14 protein-coding genes are annotated in these 15134 nt (G+C 67.6%); 9 read left to right on the forward strand and 5 right to left on the reverse strand.

Annotated elements, in window-relative coordinates:
- Positions 1-43 precede the first annotated feature (43 nt).
- The gene (locus AL072_RS09220; RefSeq protein ID WP_245636633.1) at positions 44-1132 is read right to left on the reverse strand and encodes a hypothetical protein; all 1089 of its coding nucleotides are present in this window, start codon (positions 1130-1132) and stop codon (positions 44-46) included.
- A 233-nt stretch (positions 1133-1365) separates the two neighbouring features.
- Positions 1366-2217: an enoyl-ACP reductase FabI gene (gene fabI, locus AL072_RS09225; RefSeq protein ID WP_045580581.1), complete on the reverse strand. Its 852-nt coding sequence runs from the start codon at positions 2215-2217 to the stop codon at positions 1366-1368.
- A 118-nt stretch (positions 2218-2335) separates the two neighbouring features.
- On the opposite strand from fabI, the gene AL072_RS35965 reads away from it, so the two are divergent.
- Positions 2336-3721, forward strand: coding sequence for a YihY family inner membrane protein (locus AL072_RS35965; protein ID WP_045580580.1), 1386 nt, complete (start codon positions 2336-2338; stop codon positions 3719-3721).
- Positions 3722-3724: 3 nt separating this feature from the next.
- On the opposite strand, the gene AL072_RS09235 is transcribed toward AL072_RS35965, so the two are convergent.
- From AL072_RS09235 to AL072_RS09245, 3 genes are all read right to left on the reverse strand, one after another.
- Complete coding sequence (locus AL072_RS09235; protein ID WP_045580579.1) at positions 3725-4111, reverse strand: DUF805 domain-containing protein; 387 nt, start codon at positions 4109-4111, stop codon at positions 3725-3727.
- Between the two features lie 202 nt (positions 4112-4313).
- Positions 4314-5270 carry a DnaJ C-terminal domain-containing protein gene (locus tag AL072_RS09240; RefSeq protein ID WP_045580578.1) on the reverse strand — a complete coding sequence of 319 codons (957 nt, stop codon included), beginning with the start codon at positions 5268-5270 and terminating at the stop codon, positions 4314-4316.
- Between the two features lie 43 nt (positions 5271-5313).
- On the reverse strand, positions 5314-5787 hold the full coding sequence (locus AL072_RS09245; RefSeq protein WP_082108812.1) for an RT0821/Lpp0805 family surface protein: 474 nt from the start codon (positions 5785-5787) through the stop codon (positions 5314-5316).
- A gap of 197 nt (positions 5788-5984) precedes the next feature.
- Here AL072_RS09245 and pdxH point away from each other — a divergent pair, with 197 nt between their 5' ends.
- From pdxH to AL072_RS09285, 8 genes are all read left to right on the forward strand, one after another.
- The gene (pdxH, locus tag AL072_RS09250; RefSeq protein ID WP_045580577.1) at positions 5985-6596 is read left to right on the forward strand and encodes a pyridoxamine 5'-phosphate oxidase; all 612 of its coding nucleotides are present in this window, start codon (positions 5985-5987) and stop codon (positions 6594-6596) included.
- Positions 6597-6704: 108 nt separating this feature from the next.
- Positions 6705-7616, forward strand: a complete 912-nt coding sequence (locus AL072_RS09255) for a cation diffusion facilitator family transporter (RefSeq protein ID WP_045580576.1) — start codon at positions 6705-6707, stop codon at positions 7614-7616.
- Between the two features lie 261 nt (positions 7617-7877).
- On the forward strand, positions 7878-9269 hold the full coding sequence (locus AL072_RS09260; protein ID WP_045580575.1) for a methyl-accepting chemotaxis protein: 1392 nt from the start codon (positions 7878-7880) through the stop codon (positions 9267-9269).
- A gap of 159 nt (positions 9270-9428) precedes the next feature.
- A complete protein-coding gene (locus AL072_RS09265; protein ID WP_045580574.1) occupies positions 9429-10253 on the forward strand; it encodes an MBL fold metallo-hydrolase in 825 nt (274 codons plus the stop codon).
- Positions 10254-10278: 25 nt separating this feature from the next.
- Positions 10279-11505, forward strand: a complete 1227-nt coding sequence (locus tag AL072_RS09270) for an SLC13 family permease (RefSeq protein ID WP_045580573.1) — start codon at positions 10279-10281, stop codon at positions 11503-11505.
- Between the two features lie 129 nt (positions 11506-11634).
- Entirely contained in the window at positions 11635-12864 is a 1230-nt protein-coding gene (locus tag AL072_RS09275; protein WP_245636634.1) for an HD domain-containing phosphohydrolase, read from the forward strand.
- A gap of 127 nt (positions 12865-12991) precedes the next feature.
- On the forward strand, positions 12992-14104 hold the full coding sequence (hypD, locus tag AL072_RS09280; protein WP_045580571.1) for a hydrogenase formation protein HypD: 1113 nt from the start codon (positions 12992-12994) through the stop codon (positions 14102-14104).
- Positions 14105-14292: 188 nt separating this feature from the next.
- Positions 14293-15114: a universal stress protein gene (locus tag AL072_RS09285; protein WP_045580570.1), complete on the forward strand. Its 822-nt coding sequence runs from the start codon at positions 14293-14295 to the stop codon at positions 15112-15114.
- Positions 15115-15134: the final 20 nt, after the last annotated feature.

The following is a 15134-nucleotide window of genomic DNA, read 5'->3' on the forward strand; positions in this document are numbered from 1 at the left end:
GCCCTTCTTCTTTGGGGCTTCCGGTGATGGAGAGAAGGCAGCCTCAGAAGGCGCCCTTCTGTTCGCGCCGGCGGTCGAGCGCGACGTCGAACTGGCGCAGCAGCTTCTGCAAACCCTCGAAGTAGAGCTTGCGCGACGGCGTGTTCTTCATGCAGCGGGCATCGAGATGGGCCACGCTGGTGAGTGCCGACACGCAGTAGCCGAGCAGCCAGTAGCGCGAGCGGATGCTGCGCAGATAGTCGCGGAAGGGCTCCGGTTGGCCGTTCATGAAGCTGCTGAACGAGGTCTCGTAATCCGACAGGATGGTGCGGATGTCGAGCAGCGTCGTCTCCAGCAGCTTGCCCACCTTCTCGATGTGCATCAGCAGCTGGGTCTCGTAGGGCTTGTGCATGCGGATGTCGACCGGGATGCAGTCGCGCGACTTCAGCCAGGTCAGGATGGTGCGGGCGCGCGGAGCGATGCGGCGCAGTTGGTATTCGTAGAAGGTGGTGCCCTTCCAGGCGCTGAAGATGGTGTCGGCTTCCGACCGCTCGATGCCGAAGGCGGACACGAACAGGCCAGCCTCTTCCAGGTTGGGATTCCAGATGGCTTCCAGGAAGCGCTCGACGCTCTGGGCGCTGCCCTGGCTGCCGGACAGGGCCTTGCGGACGATCGGCTCGATGCGGGCGCGGATCAGGCGGCGAAGCTGGTGATCCTCCTCGTTGCTGATCAGCCAATGACGAGGGTCGACGTTGACCTTCTCGGCCTCGAAGCAGGTCTTCAGCAGGAAGGCGTCGAGCGACGGCACGTCGTCGATCATCGACAGCATCTTCATGTCGCCGATGATGCCGTTTTCCTTCGGGCCGTGCTTGATGCCGAACTGTTCTTCCAGCAGGGCGGCACTGTTGCGGCCGCGCAGATAGACGGCGACGCCGCCGGCCTCCGGCGACCTTGCATTATGCGGCACGTAGATGCCGGTTTCCACCGGCCGTTCGCCGCCCTCCATCTCCTCGTCCTCGGCGATGGGATCGCCGCCGTCATCGTCGCGATCGTCGAAGCTGGGGTACTTGAACAGGATCGAGTTGTTCAGCCCCTGCGCCTTGAACATGCGCTGTTCTTCTGGGATCTCGCGCGTGATGGCGATGAGATTCATCGATACGCTGGAGCCGCCATAAAGGATCTGCTCAAGAATCGGAGAAACCGAATCCATTTTCTTGCGAGCGCGCATGAATATTACCTAGCTCCGCGAATTTCGTACAAATCATAGACGTCGTTTTCGCAAACGCAAAGGGGGATCGGCAGACCGATCCCCCAACTCATCATGATATTGCGCTGGCGCTGATGGCGTTCAACCGGCCATTGCCGTCCGGTCGAAGTCCGGTTGGCTCAGGCGCCGGCCTTCGGGCCGCCGCCCAGGGAGCCCAGCAGGCTGGCAACCTCGGCCGCCTCGTCCACCGCGACCATGCCGACGGTGTGATAGCCGCTGTCGACATGCATCACCTCGCCGGTGACGCCGCTGCCCAGGTCGGACATCAGGAACAGGCCGGCGCCGCCGACCTCCTGGATGGTGACGTTGCGCTTCAGCGGGGCGTTCAGCTCGTTCCACTTCAGGATATAGCGGAAATCGCCGATCCCGCTGGCCGCGAGCGTCTTGATCGGACCGGCGGAGATGGCGTTGACACGGATGCCGCGGCCCCCCAGATCGACGGCCAGATAGCGCACGCTGGCCTCCAGCGCCGCCTTGGCGACACCCATCACATTGTAATGGGGCATGACGCGCTCGGCGCCGTAATAGGATAGGGTGAGCAGGCTGCCGCCGTCCTTCATCAGCGGCACGGCGCGCTGCGCCACCGCGGTGAAGGAGTAGCAGGAGATGTCCATGGTGCGCAGGAAGTTCGCCCGCGTCGTATCCAGATACAGCCCGTCCAGCTCGTTCTTGTCGGAAAAGGCGATGGCATGAACCACGAAGTCCAGTCCACCCCATTCCGTCTCGATGGCGGCGAAGGTCGCGTCGATGCTGGCCTCGTCCGTCACGTCGCAGGGCAGGACCAGCTTGGCGCCGACCTGTTCGGCCAGCGGCTTCACCCGCTTCAGCAGGGCATCGCCCTGATAGGTGAAGGCGAGCTCCGCCCCGTGCTGGGCCAGGGTGGAGGCGATCCCCCAAGCGATCGAACGATCGTTGGCCACGCCCATGATCAGGCCACGCTTGCCGGCCATGAGCGGCATCGGATTGGACATCGGAACCTCGTGAACGACGGAAGTGCTGCGGGTATTGCCGCGAAAAGTGGGGCGCATCCTACACGAAAGCATCCACCGGTCAAACCGACGCGGGCAGTCTTGCCGCGGGAGTCGTCGCATGCCCCATCCTGACGGCTTGCGCCACCAGGAGGAGCGCGGTCGCATCCTGTCCGGCCTCCGGGAACTGGGCGGCTTCTTCGGCCATTCGATGCTGCGCTTCTACAACGACAACTGCTTCCAGACCGCGGCGGCGCTGACCTACACCTCGCTGCTGGCGATCGTGCCGATCATGACGATCGGCTTCGCCATCTTCTCGGCCTTTCCGGCCTTCAGCGCGCTGCAGATGCGAATCCAGACCGCGCTGATCAAGAATCTGGTGCCGGAGATCGGCGACGCGATCCTGGAATATCTCGGCCGCTTCATGGCCAACGCCGGGCAGATGCCGATCTTCGGGGTGATCGGGCTGGCGATGTCGGCGGTGCTGCTGATCTGGACCATCGAGGGATCCTTCGCCACCGTCTGGCGGGTGCGGGAACCCCGGTCCTATGTGACCCGCATCCTGTCCTTCTGGGCGGTGGTCTCGCTGACGCCGCTGTTCGCCGGCGCCAGCCTGTCGCTGTCCAGCACGCTGTGGACCGCGCTGGAGCTCGCGCATCTGGAAGGGGTGGTCCATCCGCTGGCCGGCATCGGCATGCTGCTGCCCTTCGGCCTGCAGTTGTTGGGCTGCTCGCTCCTCTACCTGATCATCCCCAACCGTGACGTCTTCTGGCTGGATGCGCTGTGCGGCGGCGCCATCGGCTCCATCCTGCTGGAGGGGTCGAAGGCGGTCTTCGGCTGGTACATGCGCGAATATCCGGCCTACCAGACCATCTACGGCGCCCTGTCGGTGGTGCCGATCTTCCTGTTCTGGCTCTACATCGCCTGGTCGACGGTGCTGTTCGGCGCGGTGGTCGCCGCCTCGCTGCCGGAATGGCGGGCCGGCAAGGTCACCCGCGGCGGCATGGAGGGGCTGCTGCCGGCCCAACGGCTGGCGCTGGCGCTGGCCGTGCTGCACGAGCTGATGGAGGCGAGCCGCCTGGGCGTCGGCCTGCGCCGCCGCACCCTGGTCGGCCGCGTGCCGGTGGGCACCCTGCTGATCGACGGCATATTGGAACAGCTGCGCGACGCCCACTGGGTCGCCCACACCACGCGCGACGCCTGGGTGGCGACCCGCGACATGGGAGAGGCGACGCTGCTGGACCTGATGAAGGCGCTCGGCATCGGCATGCGCGGCTCCGTCCATGGGCTGGGCGGGCTCGATCTGCCCTGGCAGGAGCGCACCGCCCGCCTGCTCGACGCCGCCGAGGCGCGGCAGGGCGATCTGCTGAACGTGCCGATCAAGCTGCTGCTGAATGACGAACCGCCGCCGGAAGGACAGCCGATCGGGCAGGGGGCGACCGGACCAGCGACCGGACCAGCGGCCGCCGGGCCGGGAGCCGTGCCGTTGCGGGCGGTGAAGAAGTGATTGTCAGGCAGCCATCGGCGACCCGGTTGTCACCAAGGGCGGCTGGCCGAAACGGTTCTCCGTCGGCTCGCCCTTCGTCGCCGCCCAGACTATGAGGAGGATCCAACCGATCACAGGCACCAGACTGATCAGCACCCACCAGCCCGACCGGCCGATGTCGTGGAGGCGGCGAACCGATACTGCCAGTCCTGGAAGGAGCAGGATCAGGGTGATGATCGAGTCCAGCGGGCTGGCGCCGCTGTCGGAAAAAAGAACGGCATCGAGGATGCCGGCAACGATGCTGATCAGAATCGTGAACAGGACCCAATACCAATATTCGGACCGCGGCGCGCGGCCTGAGAAACCGACATATTGCGACAGCACCGACCTGACGGCGTCGGAAAATCCCATGATCGCTCTCCTGGCGTGAAGGCCCCGCGCGGGTGGAACTCTTCTGTCGTTTCACGATCCGCAAGCAATCTTTGCGGTGCAACATTCCATCTCCGGGAGGTTGCGTGTAGCGCGCTGTCGCAGGGAGGATGGCGTGGTTATGGAAACGGCCCACCCCGGAAGGGCAGGCCGTTGATCGGGACGACGGGAAGGGTGCGGGAGGTTACTCCAGCCCAGCCTTCTTGCGGACATCGTAGCTGCGGGTCTTGGCCCACTGCTCGACGAACTTGACCAGCTCCGCGTCGGGCGGGTCGGGCAGGACGACCTTCAGCTTCACATACTGGTCGCCCGGCTGCTTGGTGGCCTGGTTCATGACCCCCTTGCCGCGCAGCCGCAGGACGGAGCCGGTGTTCGCGCCCGCCGGCACCTTCACTGCCACCTTGCCGCTGATGGTCGGGACATGGATGGTCGCGCCGAGCACCGCCTCGTTCAGGGTGATCGGCAGCTCGACATGGATGTCGCTGTCATGCCGAGTGAAATAGGGGTGCTGCTCGACATGCACCTCGACGATGGCGTCGCCGTCGGGCATGCCGCCCATGCCGGGCAGGCCCTGGCCCTTCAGCCGCAGCTTCGCCTCGTTCTCCGTGCCGGGGGGGATGGCGACGTCGATACTCTTGCCGTTGGACAGGTTGATGCGGCGCTTTGCCCCGGCCGCGGCCTCGATGAAGGGGACGGTGACGGAGTAGGAGATGTCACTGCCCCGCACCTTGGGGCCGGTGGAAGCGCCGCCGGCTCCCGCCCCTGCGGTGCCGGGACGGCGCCGGCCGCCGCCGAACAGGTCGGAGAACCAGTCGTCGCCGCCGCCGCCGCTGAAGACGGAATCGTCGGCGGTGCCGCTGTAGGCCCGGCCTCGGCTGGTCCGGCCGCGCGGGCCGAAGCCCGCGTGCCGCTCCTGCCCCGACGGGTCGATCTCGCCCCGGTCGTAGCGGGCGCGCTTCTCGGCATCCGACAGCAGCGTGTAGGCGGCCGAGATTTCCTTGAACCGTTCCTCGTTGGCGGAGTCGCCCGGCTTCAGGTCCGGGTGATGCAGCTTGGCGAGCTTGCGGTACGCCTTCTTGATGTCGTCGGCACTGGCGGACCGGCTGACGCCGAGAACGCTGTAGGGATCGCGCGTTGCCACGGGCAGAGAGTTCCCGCCCCAACCGGGGCTCAAGGGTTGCGGGTTACGAGTTGCCGACGATCTTCCACGTACCGTCGGCCTGTTTGCAAGCGGTTCCGTATGCCTGCTCCGTACGCCCCTTCACCACGATGGTCTGCTGGAACTCGCGGCAGTAGGTGCCGGAGTTGCTGTAGCCGTCGCGGGTGGTTACGATGGTACCGGAATTGCCGGACTGCGGGTTGTTCCAGTCGATGCGGTCGCCGAGCGGGGCGGCATAGGCCCGGCGGGCCGCGGTCTCGGCATAGCCGGCATCGGCCTTGTCGAGGGAGCTGCCGACCTCGCGGCCGATGAAGGCACCCAGCAGCGTGCCGACGCCGGTCGCGACCAGCTTGCCCGTCCCGCCGCCGATCTGCGAGCCGATCAGGCCGCCGGCCACGGCGCCGCCGACGGTGCCGATCGATTCCTTCTGGCCGCCCATCGTGCAGCCCGCCAGCAGGGCCGTCACGATCAGGGCCGGAACGACTTTCTTCACGAACATACTTGCGCCTCGAAAAGGTTGGTTGCCGCGGCAGCTTATCGGTGGCGTCGCGGTGGACAGTGATATAAGCGACCCTATCCTTGCTGTGAATTGTGATGAGGCTGTGACCCTTACGCTTTCTTGCACGGGATCGCCCCGCGCCGGCCCAGGCCGGCGGCGGGACGGAGCGGGACCCATCGGGACAGGACCCACGAGGCATGACGGACACCAACGAGCGCGACCCCTACGAACTCTTCACCGAATGGATGAAGGAGGCGGAACAGAGCGAGCCCAACGACCCCAACGCCATGGCGCTGGCCACCGCCGACGCGGCGGGGGTGCCGTCGGTCCGCATGGTGCTGCTGAAGGGCATCGATCCGCGCGGTTTCGTCTTCTACACCAACACCGAGAGCCGCAAGGGCGGGCAACTGCTGGCGAATCGGAACGCCGCGCTGTGCTTCCACTGGAAGTCCCTGCGCCGTCAGGTGCGGGTGGAGGGGCCGGTCGAGATCGTCAGCGATGCCGAGGCCGACGCCTATTTCGACAGCCGCCCGCGCGAAAGCCGGATCGGTGCCTGGGCCTCGCAGCAGTCGCGCCCGCTGGAGGGCCGATGGGAGCTGGAGAAGCGGGTGGCGCAGTTCGCCGCGAAGTTCGCGCTGGGCGCGGTGCCGCGGCCGCCGCACTGGACCGGCTTCCGCGTGCTGCCGTCTCGCATCGAGTTCTGGCGCGACCGCCCTTTCCGGCTGCATGACCGGCTGGTCTACAGCCGCGCCGGCGAGGACGCGGACGGCAATCCGCCGGTCTGGTCGACCGAACGGCTGTATCCGTAAGCGGCTGTATCGGCAGCGGCGATAGCCGCGGGCGCAGGCGGGCAGGGTGCCGATCGGGCCAGGGGCCGGGGCATGGGATCGGGGCAGGGGGTGGATGTGAGTGGACGAATGGAGAGCGGCGCGCAGGGGGATCGCCTGCGCCGTTACGCCACCTACGCCAGCGTGTCGGTGGCCTCCACCCTGATCGTGGCGAAGCTGGGGGCCTATCTGTTGACCGACTCGGTCAGCATCCTGTCGTCGCTGATCGATTCCTGCACCGACCTGATGGCCTCGGTGGTGACGCTGCTGGGGGTGCGCCACGCCCTGCGCCCGGCCGACGCCCACCACCGCTTCGGCCATGGCAAGGCGGAAGCACTGGCGGGACTGGCCCAGGCGGCCTTCATCGCCGGCTCGGCCGTGCTGCTGAGCGTCGAGGCGGTGCGCCGCATGATCCGGCCGGAGCCGATCGGCGAGGGGGCGATGGGCATCGCGGTGATGCTGCTGTCGATCGTGCTGACGGCCGGCCTCGTCACCTTCCAGCGCCGGGTGCAGGCGGCCACCGGCTCGGTCGCCATCGGAGCCGACCGGCTGCATTATTCCGGCGATCTGCTGATGAACGGCGCCGTCATTGCCGCCATCCTGCTGACCGGGGCCACCGGGCTCGCCATCGTCGATCCCCTGTTCGGCATCGGCATCGCGCTGTTCCTGCTGAACGGCGCCCGCGGCGTGGCACGCGACGCGCTGGACGTGCTGATGGACCGGGAACTGGCGGAGGAGGAGCGCGCCCGCATCGTGGAGCTGGCGCGGGCCGAGCCGGGGGTGCGCGGCCTGCACGACCTGCGGACCCGCAATGCCGGCACCGGCCGCTTCATCGAGCTTCATCTGGAGCTGGACGGCGCGCTGACCCTGACCGCCGCCCACGACATCGCCGACCGGGTGGAGCGGCGGCTGCGCGACGCCTTCGTCAATGCCGAGGTGCTGGTCCACCAGGAGCCGGCCGGGCTCGCCGACGAGCGTCTCGACAACCGCATCGCGGGGTGAAGGGCGAGGGAAGAGGTGGGTGCGCACCTGTCGCTCGGAGTTCCGCCGGACTGCGGGTAAACCCGTATATCGCGTATATCGGGCTGAAAGGGCCTTGCCGCACAATCGCATGGCGTACCCTCTCCTAAAGGTATCCTACCAATGGACAGGGGAGCCGGGTTCGACTCGGCCTGCCGATCCGTTGCGAAACTATCTAAAAAACGCAATAATAGTGCTTGGGAGAAAGCGCCTAGCTACAAAACAGCAAGAACGGTGGGCATAATGGATGGAAGCTTCGGGCTTCGGCCGCATCTGATCGCGGACATCGCGACGGAGGCGGGCAATCTCGGCATCGAGATCGCGGACATCGCCGGCCACATCGAGGATGTGAACGCACGCGTCACCCACCAGTCAGAGGTCTTCGCACAGCTTCGTGACACCGGCGCCAAGATGTCGCGCAGCACGCAGCGCATCTCCGAAGCGTCGTCGGTCGCCCGGTCGGTGACCGAACAGGCCCGGCAGGAGGTCGACAGCTCGCATGACCGGGTTCAGCGCTCGCTGTCCGACATCCATGCGCTGGTGTCGTCGGTGACCGGCATCGAAGGACAGATCGCCGGCCTGCGCGATGCGCTCGACCGGGTCGGCAAGGTCGCCCGGGAGATCTTCACCATCGCCAAGCAGACCAACCTGCTGGCGTTGAACGCCACCATCGAGGCGGCCCGGGCGGGCGAGGCCGGGCGCGGCTTCGCCGTCGTCGCCAACGAGGTGAAGTCGCTGTCGACCAAGACCAGCGAGGCGACGACCGAGATCGACGCGACGCTGAAATACCTGAACGAGCAGGCCCAGCGGCTGATGGTCGAGAGCGCGGCCAGCGCGGTCAAGGCCCGCGCCGTCAACGAGGGCACCACGGCCATCGGTACGGTGATCGAGACGGTCGGCCGCGCCATGCGCGAACTGACCGGCGAGACCGACAAGATCGACGCGGCGTCGGCCGAAATCGGCACCAATTGCGGCGAGCTGGAACGCGAGATCACCGACCTGGCGGCCGGGGTGAAGCTCTCCAGCGACAATCTGGCCCAGGCGCGCGACCGGGTGAACAGCCTGGTCGGCATGAGCGAGCGGCTGATCGGCGTCACCGCCGAACTGAACATCGAGACGGTCGACACCCCCTTCATCGCCGCGGTGAAGGACGCCGCCGCCAAGGTGTCCGCCGCCTTCGACGAGGCACTGGCCCGTGGCGACATCAGCGAGGCCGACCTGTTCGACCGGGCCTACCAGCCGGTTCCCGGATCGGACCCGCAGCAGGTGACCGCCCGCTTCACCCAGCTGTGCGACCGCGTGCTGCCCGGCATCCAGGAACCGGTGCTGTCCGCCAACGGCCGGATCGTGTTCTGCGTGACGGTGGACGACAACGGCTATCTGCCCACCCACAATCGCCAGTTCAGCCAGCCCCAGGGCCGCGACCCGGTGTGGAATGCCGCCAACTGCCGCCACCGCCGCATCTTCAACGACCGCGTCGGGCTCGCCGCCGGGCGCAATACCAAGCCCTTCCTGCTGCAGACCTACCGGCGCGACATGGGCGGCGGCAAGTTCGCCCTGATGAAGGACGTCTCGGCCCCGGTGACCGTCCGCGGCCGCCATTGGGGTGGGCTGCGGCTGGCCTACAAGGTGTGAGAGCCCGCCGCCGGTGCGACATCCGTGTAAGCAGGTTTTCCCGGATCGGGCCACAGATGGCCCGGCCTGGGAAATCCTGCTTACATCGCGATGAATCGCGGTAAACTCGCCACCCAAAGGGGTTGATGTGGCGCAGACTTGCGCCCTGGAGGCGGGGGAATGGGGTTCACGGTCACCTTCTGGGGCGTGCGCGGCACGATTCCCTGTCCGATGGCCTCGCATCTGGGCTTCGGCGGCAACACATCCTGCGTCGAGGTGCAGGCCGGACGGCAGCGGATCATCATCGATGCCGGGACCGGCCTGCGGATGCTGGGACGCAAGCTGCTGGCCGAGGGGGTGACCAGCGCGACGCTGCTGCTGAGCCATACCCATCTGGACCATATCAGCGGCTTTCCCTTCTTCGCGCCGGCCTACACCAAGGGCTTCAGCCTGCGGGTGATCTCCGGCCACCTGACCGGCGGTCCGGACATCGAAACGGTGATGGCGCGCCAGATGGAACGACCGCTGTTCCCGGTGCCGCTGCGCACCATGGGCGGCGACATCGGCTTCCTGGAGGTGCCGCCCGGCCACAGCTTCAAGCTGGAAGGCGGGGTGCGGATCCACACCGCGGCGCTGAATCATCCGGACGGCGCCACCGGCTACCGGATCGAATATCAGGGCCGGGCGGTCGCCTATGTCACCGATACCGAACATGTGCCGGACCAGCCCGACCGCAACATCCTGAATCTGGTCGACGGCGTCGATCTGCTGCTCTACGACTCGACCTACACCGACGAGGAGTGGACGCAGCGCGTCGGCTGGGGCCATTCGACCTGGATGGAGGCGGTGCGCATCGCCCGCGCCGCCCATGTGAAGAAACTGGGCCTGTTCCACCACGATCCCGACCACGACGACGCGACCATGGAACGGATCGAGGCCGCGGCCAAGGCCGAGTTTCCGAATTGCTTCGCCGCGCGCGAGGGTACGACGATCTCGCTCGACTGAGCCTTCCCCCCGCGATCCGGTATCCATGACCGCCACCATCCTCTTTCTGTTCACCGCGACCTATCTGGGCATGGCCTTGGGGCGCTTCCCCGGCCTGCGCATCGACCGCACCGGCATCGCGCTGGTCGCGGCGATCCTGCTGCTGGCGGCCGGCGCGCTCGACACCGGCCAGGTGGTGGCTGCGGTCGATTTCCCGACGATCTTCATCCTGCTGGGGCTGATGATCCTGTCGGCGCAATATGCCGGCAGCGGGTTCTACGACTGGTGCGCCCTGCGCGTTGCCCGGGCGGCGCGGTCGCCGGCCCGGCTGCTGGCGGCGATCGTCGCGGTCGCCGGCGGATTGTCGGCGGTGCTGGCGAACGACGTGGTCGTTTTCGCCATGACGCCGATGCTGTGCCTGGGGCTGCAGGCCCGACGGCTCGACCCACGGCCCTACCTGATCGCGCTGGCGGGGGCGGCCAATGCCGGATCGGCGGCGACGGTGATCGGCAATCCGCAGAACATCCTGATCGGGCAGGTCGGGCATCTCGATTTCTGGCGCTTCCTGGCCGTGTGCGGCGTTCCGGCGCTGGCGGCCATGGTCATCGTCTACGTCACCGTCCTGCTGGTCTGGCGCGGCCGGTTCGGCATGCCCGACGGGATGGGGGAGGTGGCGCCGGTGACGCTGGACCGCTGGCAACTGGGCAAGGCGGTGGCGGCGACGCTGGCGCTTCTGCTGCTGTTCACCCGCGACATCCCGCAGGAACATTCGGTGCTGCTGGTTGCCGGGGTGATGATGATCAGCCGCCGGATGGCCAGCCGCGACATGCTGGGCATGGTCGACTGGCATCTGCTGGTGCTGTTCGCCGCCCTGTTCGCCATCAACCATGCGCTTGGGCTGACCGGCATCCCGGCCGCCTTCGTCGGCGACCTGCAGGCCGCGGGCTGGCTGCCCGACCGGCTGGCGGTGATGCTGCCGCTGGCGCTGGCCGGCAGCAACAGCATCGGCAACGTCCCGGCGGTAATCCTGCTGCTGGCCGCCTGGCCGTCGCCGCCGGAGGGAGCGCTGTACGGGCTGGCATTGCTGTCGACGCTGGCCGGCAACCTGCTGCTGCCGGGCAGCCTCGCCAACATCATCGTGGCGGAGCGTGCGGCGGCGGCCGGGGTGCGGCTGGGCTTCGTCGAGCATGCCCGCTGCGGCGTGCCGATGGCGCTGTTGTCCATGGCGGTGGCGGCGGTCTGGCTGTGGGCCGGCGGCTGGATGGCCCTGTGAGTCGCAAGGGCCGTGATTAACAATGGCTGTGACTTGTGATCTTTGCGTGATCTCGGCCGTCGCTTGCCCCTTCATCGGACTGCGGCATATGGAGTAATCTTCTGGCGCATCGGGGTGGGGGAGTGCGCTGTGGGTTTGGTCGGCCAGTTTCTGGAATTCATCGAAAGCGAGCCGAACCAGTCGCTTCGCGCGCTGAGCGCCCGCGTGCTGCGCAAATGCCGCGAGGTGACAGGGGCGGAGGCCGGCACCATCTTCATGCTGCATGGACGGGGGCGGGGCCGGCAACTGGAAGCCGTCAGCGTGCAGAACGACGTGGTTCGTGCCCGCTCCACCGTCTTCACGCTGCCGGTGGACCAGACCTCCATCGTCGGCTATGTCGCGACGACGGGCGAGACCCTGCTGCTCGACGATGCCTATGTCATCCCGGACGACCTGCCATACCGCTTCAATCCGGCCTTCGACCTGCGCACCGGATTCCGCACCCGCTCGATCATGGCGTTCGCGCTGAAGGGCTTCCGCGACCAACCCATCGGCGTCGTCCAGCTGATCAACAGGCACCCGTCGGGCGGGGAGAGCGGGCCGCTGACCTTCCTGGCCGAGCATGAGCAAATGATCGCCCCGGTCAACCACATCGTCGGCCGCGCCCTGGAGCGCGCCGCGACGATGGAACGGCTGACCGAACGCAACCGTGCCCTGACCCGCGAGCGCCGCCGGGTCGCCGAACTGCAGGCCGAGACGGAACGTGCCTTCATGGTGTCGGTCAACCTGCTGGCCCGGGCCGCCGAGGTGCATGACGAGGACACCGGCAACCACATCCTGCGGGTCAACGAATATTCCTACGCGCTGGCGACCTGGGCTGGCTGCAACCGCGCCTTCTGCAAGGAGATCCGCTTTTCGGCCGCCCTGCACGATGTCGGCAAGATGAGCGTCGATCAGGCTGTGCTGCACAAGAAGGGCCGGCTGGACGAGCGCGAAATGGCGGAGATGCGGCGCCACCCGGTCTATGGCCATGATATCCTGATCGCATCCGACCGGCTGAAGATGGCGGCCGAGGTCGCGCTGTGCCACCACGAGCAATGGGCCGGCACCGGCTATCCCCGCGGGCTCAAGGGCGAGGAAATCCCGCTCGCCGCCCGCATCGTCGCCATCGCCGACTGCTACGACGCCCTGCGCAGCGCCCGGCCCTACAAGCCGTCCTTCAGCCACGAGAAGACGGTCGACATCCTGCTGAACGGCGACGACCGCCTGGATCCCAGGGCGCATTTCGACCCTCGCCTGATCGGCCTGTTCGCCGCCCGCCACACGGAATTTGATGCGATCTGGGAGCGGCTGAAGGACGCCGAGCCGGTGGAGGCGTAGGGGCGGGCGCTCCAATGCCCCCGCTCCGCGGGGGGAGGGGCGCGACGGCGCTTCGGCTTTCGTCTTGATCCGTATCAACGCGAACGGTCCGGCTTGCGGGTGAAATGACGGGCCAGAGGGAGCGCCCATGAAGTACGTCGACGAGTTCCGCGATCCGGTCCTTGCCCGCAACGTCGCCGCGGCCATCGCGCGCGAGGTGCGGCCGGACCGCTCCTACCATCTGATGGAATTCTGCGGTGGCCATACCCATGCCATCTCGCGCTACGGCATCCCCGACCTGCTGCCGGACAATGTCCGGATGATCCACGGGCCGGGCTGCCCGGTCTGCGTGCTGCCGGTGGGGCGGATCGACGACGCCATCGCGCTGGCCCGCCGGCCGGAGGTGACGCTGTGCACCTATGGCGACGTGATGCGGGTGCCGGGGTCGGGCCGGCTCAGCCTGCTGAAGGCCAAGGCGCAGGGCGCCGACGTCCGCATGGTGGTGTCGGCCGACGCGGCGGTGCGCATCGCCGCGGAAAATCCGGACCGGCAGGTGGTGTTCCTCGCCATCGGCTTCGAGACGACGACCCCGCCCACCGCGCTGGCGGTGCGTGCCGCTGCGGCGCAGGGGTTGGGCAACTTCACCGTCTTCTGCAACCATGTCCTGACCCCGTCGGCCATCCAGGGCATCCTGTCCGGGGCGGAGGAGGGGCTGTCGCTGGACGGATTCGTCGGGCCGGCCCATGTCTCCGTCGTCATCGGCTCGGAGGCCTATGCACCTGCGGCGGCCGAGCATGGCAAGCCGGTGGTGATCTCCGGATTCGAGCCGCTGGACGTGCTGCAATCCATCCTGATGCTGGTCCGCCAGATCAACGAGGGGCGGGCGGAGGTGGAGAACCAGTTCACCCGCGCCGTCACCGCCGACGGCAACCGCAAGGCCCAGGCAATGGTGGCGGAGATCTTCGAGACGCGGCCGTCCTTCGAATGGCGCGGGCTGGGCAGCATTCCCCACAGCGGCCTGATGCTGCGAGAGGCCTATGCCGCCTTCGACGCCGAACGGCGCTTCCCCATCGCCGGCGCCAGCGTGCCCGACCACAAGGGCTGCGACTGCGGCACCATCCTGCGCGGGGTGAAGCGGCCGGTCGACTGCAAGCTGTTCGCCACCGTCTGCACGCCGGAAAACCCCATGGGATCCTGCATGGTGTCGGCGGAGGGTGCCTGCGCCGCGCATTACACCTACGGGCGTTTCCGCGACGCCTGACCGGAGCGGCGCCGGTGCGCATGGGCCTGTCCTTGCGACCTTTCACCGCAGGCTGCACGGACGGCAGGCTGGACGGATGCCGTGTGCTTAAACATGATGCAGATGAAACAATCCGCGGGTCCGGTCATCCGGCTGGCGGAGAATGGCCGACGTCACAAGACATCGCCCCACACACCGGGAGAGCCCGCATGACCTACAAGCACATCCTCGTGCATCTCGACAGCAGCCCGCATGTCGAGGCGCGGCTGGACGCCGCCATCGCGCTGGCGCAGCGCCATGGTGCCTTCCTGCGCGGCCTGTTCGCCCAGGGTGACCGCAACGCCACCAGCGTGATCGCCCGCCGGTCCAGCGAGCATCTGGTCGAAGCCGCCGCCCACAGCGAGGAGCTGTTCAAGGAGAAGCTGGCCGCCGCCGGGCTGCAAGGCCATTGGCACGGCCTGACCCACGGCGAATACAACCACGTCATCCGCGAAGTGATCATCTGGTCGCGCTTCGCCGACCTGACGGTGCTGGGCCAGTATGACCGCGAGGCCGGGTCGCACGCGGCGCCGGAGGAGTTGAACGAGCAGGTGGTGCTGAACTCGGGCCGTCCGGTGTTGGTCATTCCCTATGCCGGCCGCTTCCCGGTGATCGGCAAGCGGGTCGCCGTGGCCTGGAACGCCGAGCGCGAGGCCGCCCGTGCGCTGTCGGACGCCATGCCGATCCTGGAGAAGGCCGACGAGGTGACGGTGGTCACGGTTCTGACCCAGGCGTCCGGCGCGACGACGGAGGCGCCACGCGTCGGGTTGCTCGACCATCTCGCCTTCCACGGCGTGACGGCTGAGCAGACCCACTTCACCGTCACCGACATCGGCGCGATGGACGCCCTGCTGGCCCGCACCATGGACACCGGTGCCGATGTGCTGGTGATGGGCGCCCACGGCCATTACGGCTTCCCGTTCCTGCACCGTGGCAGCGGGACGAGGCACGTCCTGCGGACCTGCCCGGTGCCGTTGCTGCTGTCGCACTGACAGCGCACGCCTGCGGGCAT

The sequence above is a fragment of the Azospirillum thiophilum genome, assembly GCF_001305595.1.
GTDB lineage: Bacteria > Pseudomonadota > Alphaproteobacteria > Azospirillales > Azospirillaceae > Azospirillum > Azospirillum thiophilum.

Coding starts and splice junctions, on each gene's coding strand:
- AL072_RS09265 (WP_045580574.1), top strand. CDS start 9,429: ATGGGGTTCACGGTCACCTTCTGGGGCGTGCGCGGCACGATTCCCTGT.
- AL072_RS09260 (WP_045580575.1), top strand. CDS start 7,878: ATGGATGGAAGCTTCGGGCTTCGGCCGCATCTGATCGCGGACATCGCG.
- AL072_RS09245 (WP_082108812.1), bottom strand. CDS start 5,787: ATGTTCGTGAAGAAAGTCGTTCCGGCCCTGATCGTGACGGCCCTGCTG.
- AL072_RS09220 (WP_245636633.1), bottom strand. CDS start 1,132: ATGAATCTCATCGCCATCACGCGCGAGATCCCAGAAGAACAGCGCATG.
- pdxH (WP_045580577.1), top strand. CDS start 5,985: ATGACGGACACCAACGAGCGCGACCCCTACGAACTCTTCACCGAATGG.
- AL072_RS09255 (WP_045580576.1), top strand. CDS start 6,705: ATGGAGAGCGGCGCGCAGGGGGATCGCCTGCGCCGTTACGCCACCTAC.
- AL072_RS09235 (WP_045580579.1), bottom strand. CDS start 4,111: ATGGGATTTTCCGACGCCGTCAGGTCGGTGCTGTCGCAATATGTCGGT.
- AL072_RS09285 (WP_045580570.1), top strand. CDS start 14,293: ATGACCTACAAGCACATCCTCGTGCATCTCGACAGCAGCCCGCATGTC.
- AL072_RS09270 (WP_045580573.1), top strand. CDS start 10,279: ATGACCGCCACCATCCTCTTTCTGTTCACCGCGACCTATCTGGGCATG.
- hypD (WP_045580571.1), top strand. CDS start 12,992: ATGAAGTACGTCGACGAGTTCCGCGATCCGGTCCTTGCCCGCAACGTC.
- AL072_RS35965 (WP_045580580.1), top strand. CDS start 2,336: ATGCCCCATCCTGACGGCTTGCGCCACCAGGAGGAGCGCGGTCGCATC.
- fabI (WP_045580581.1), bottom strand. CDS start 2,217: ATGTCCAATCCGATGCCGCTCATGGCCGGCAAGCGTGGCCTGATCATG.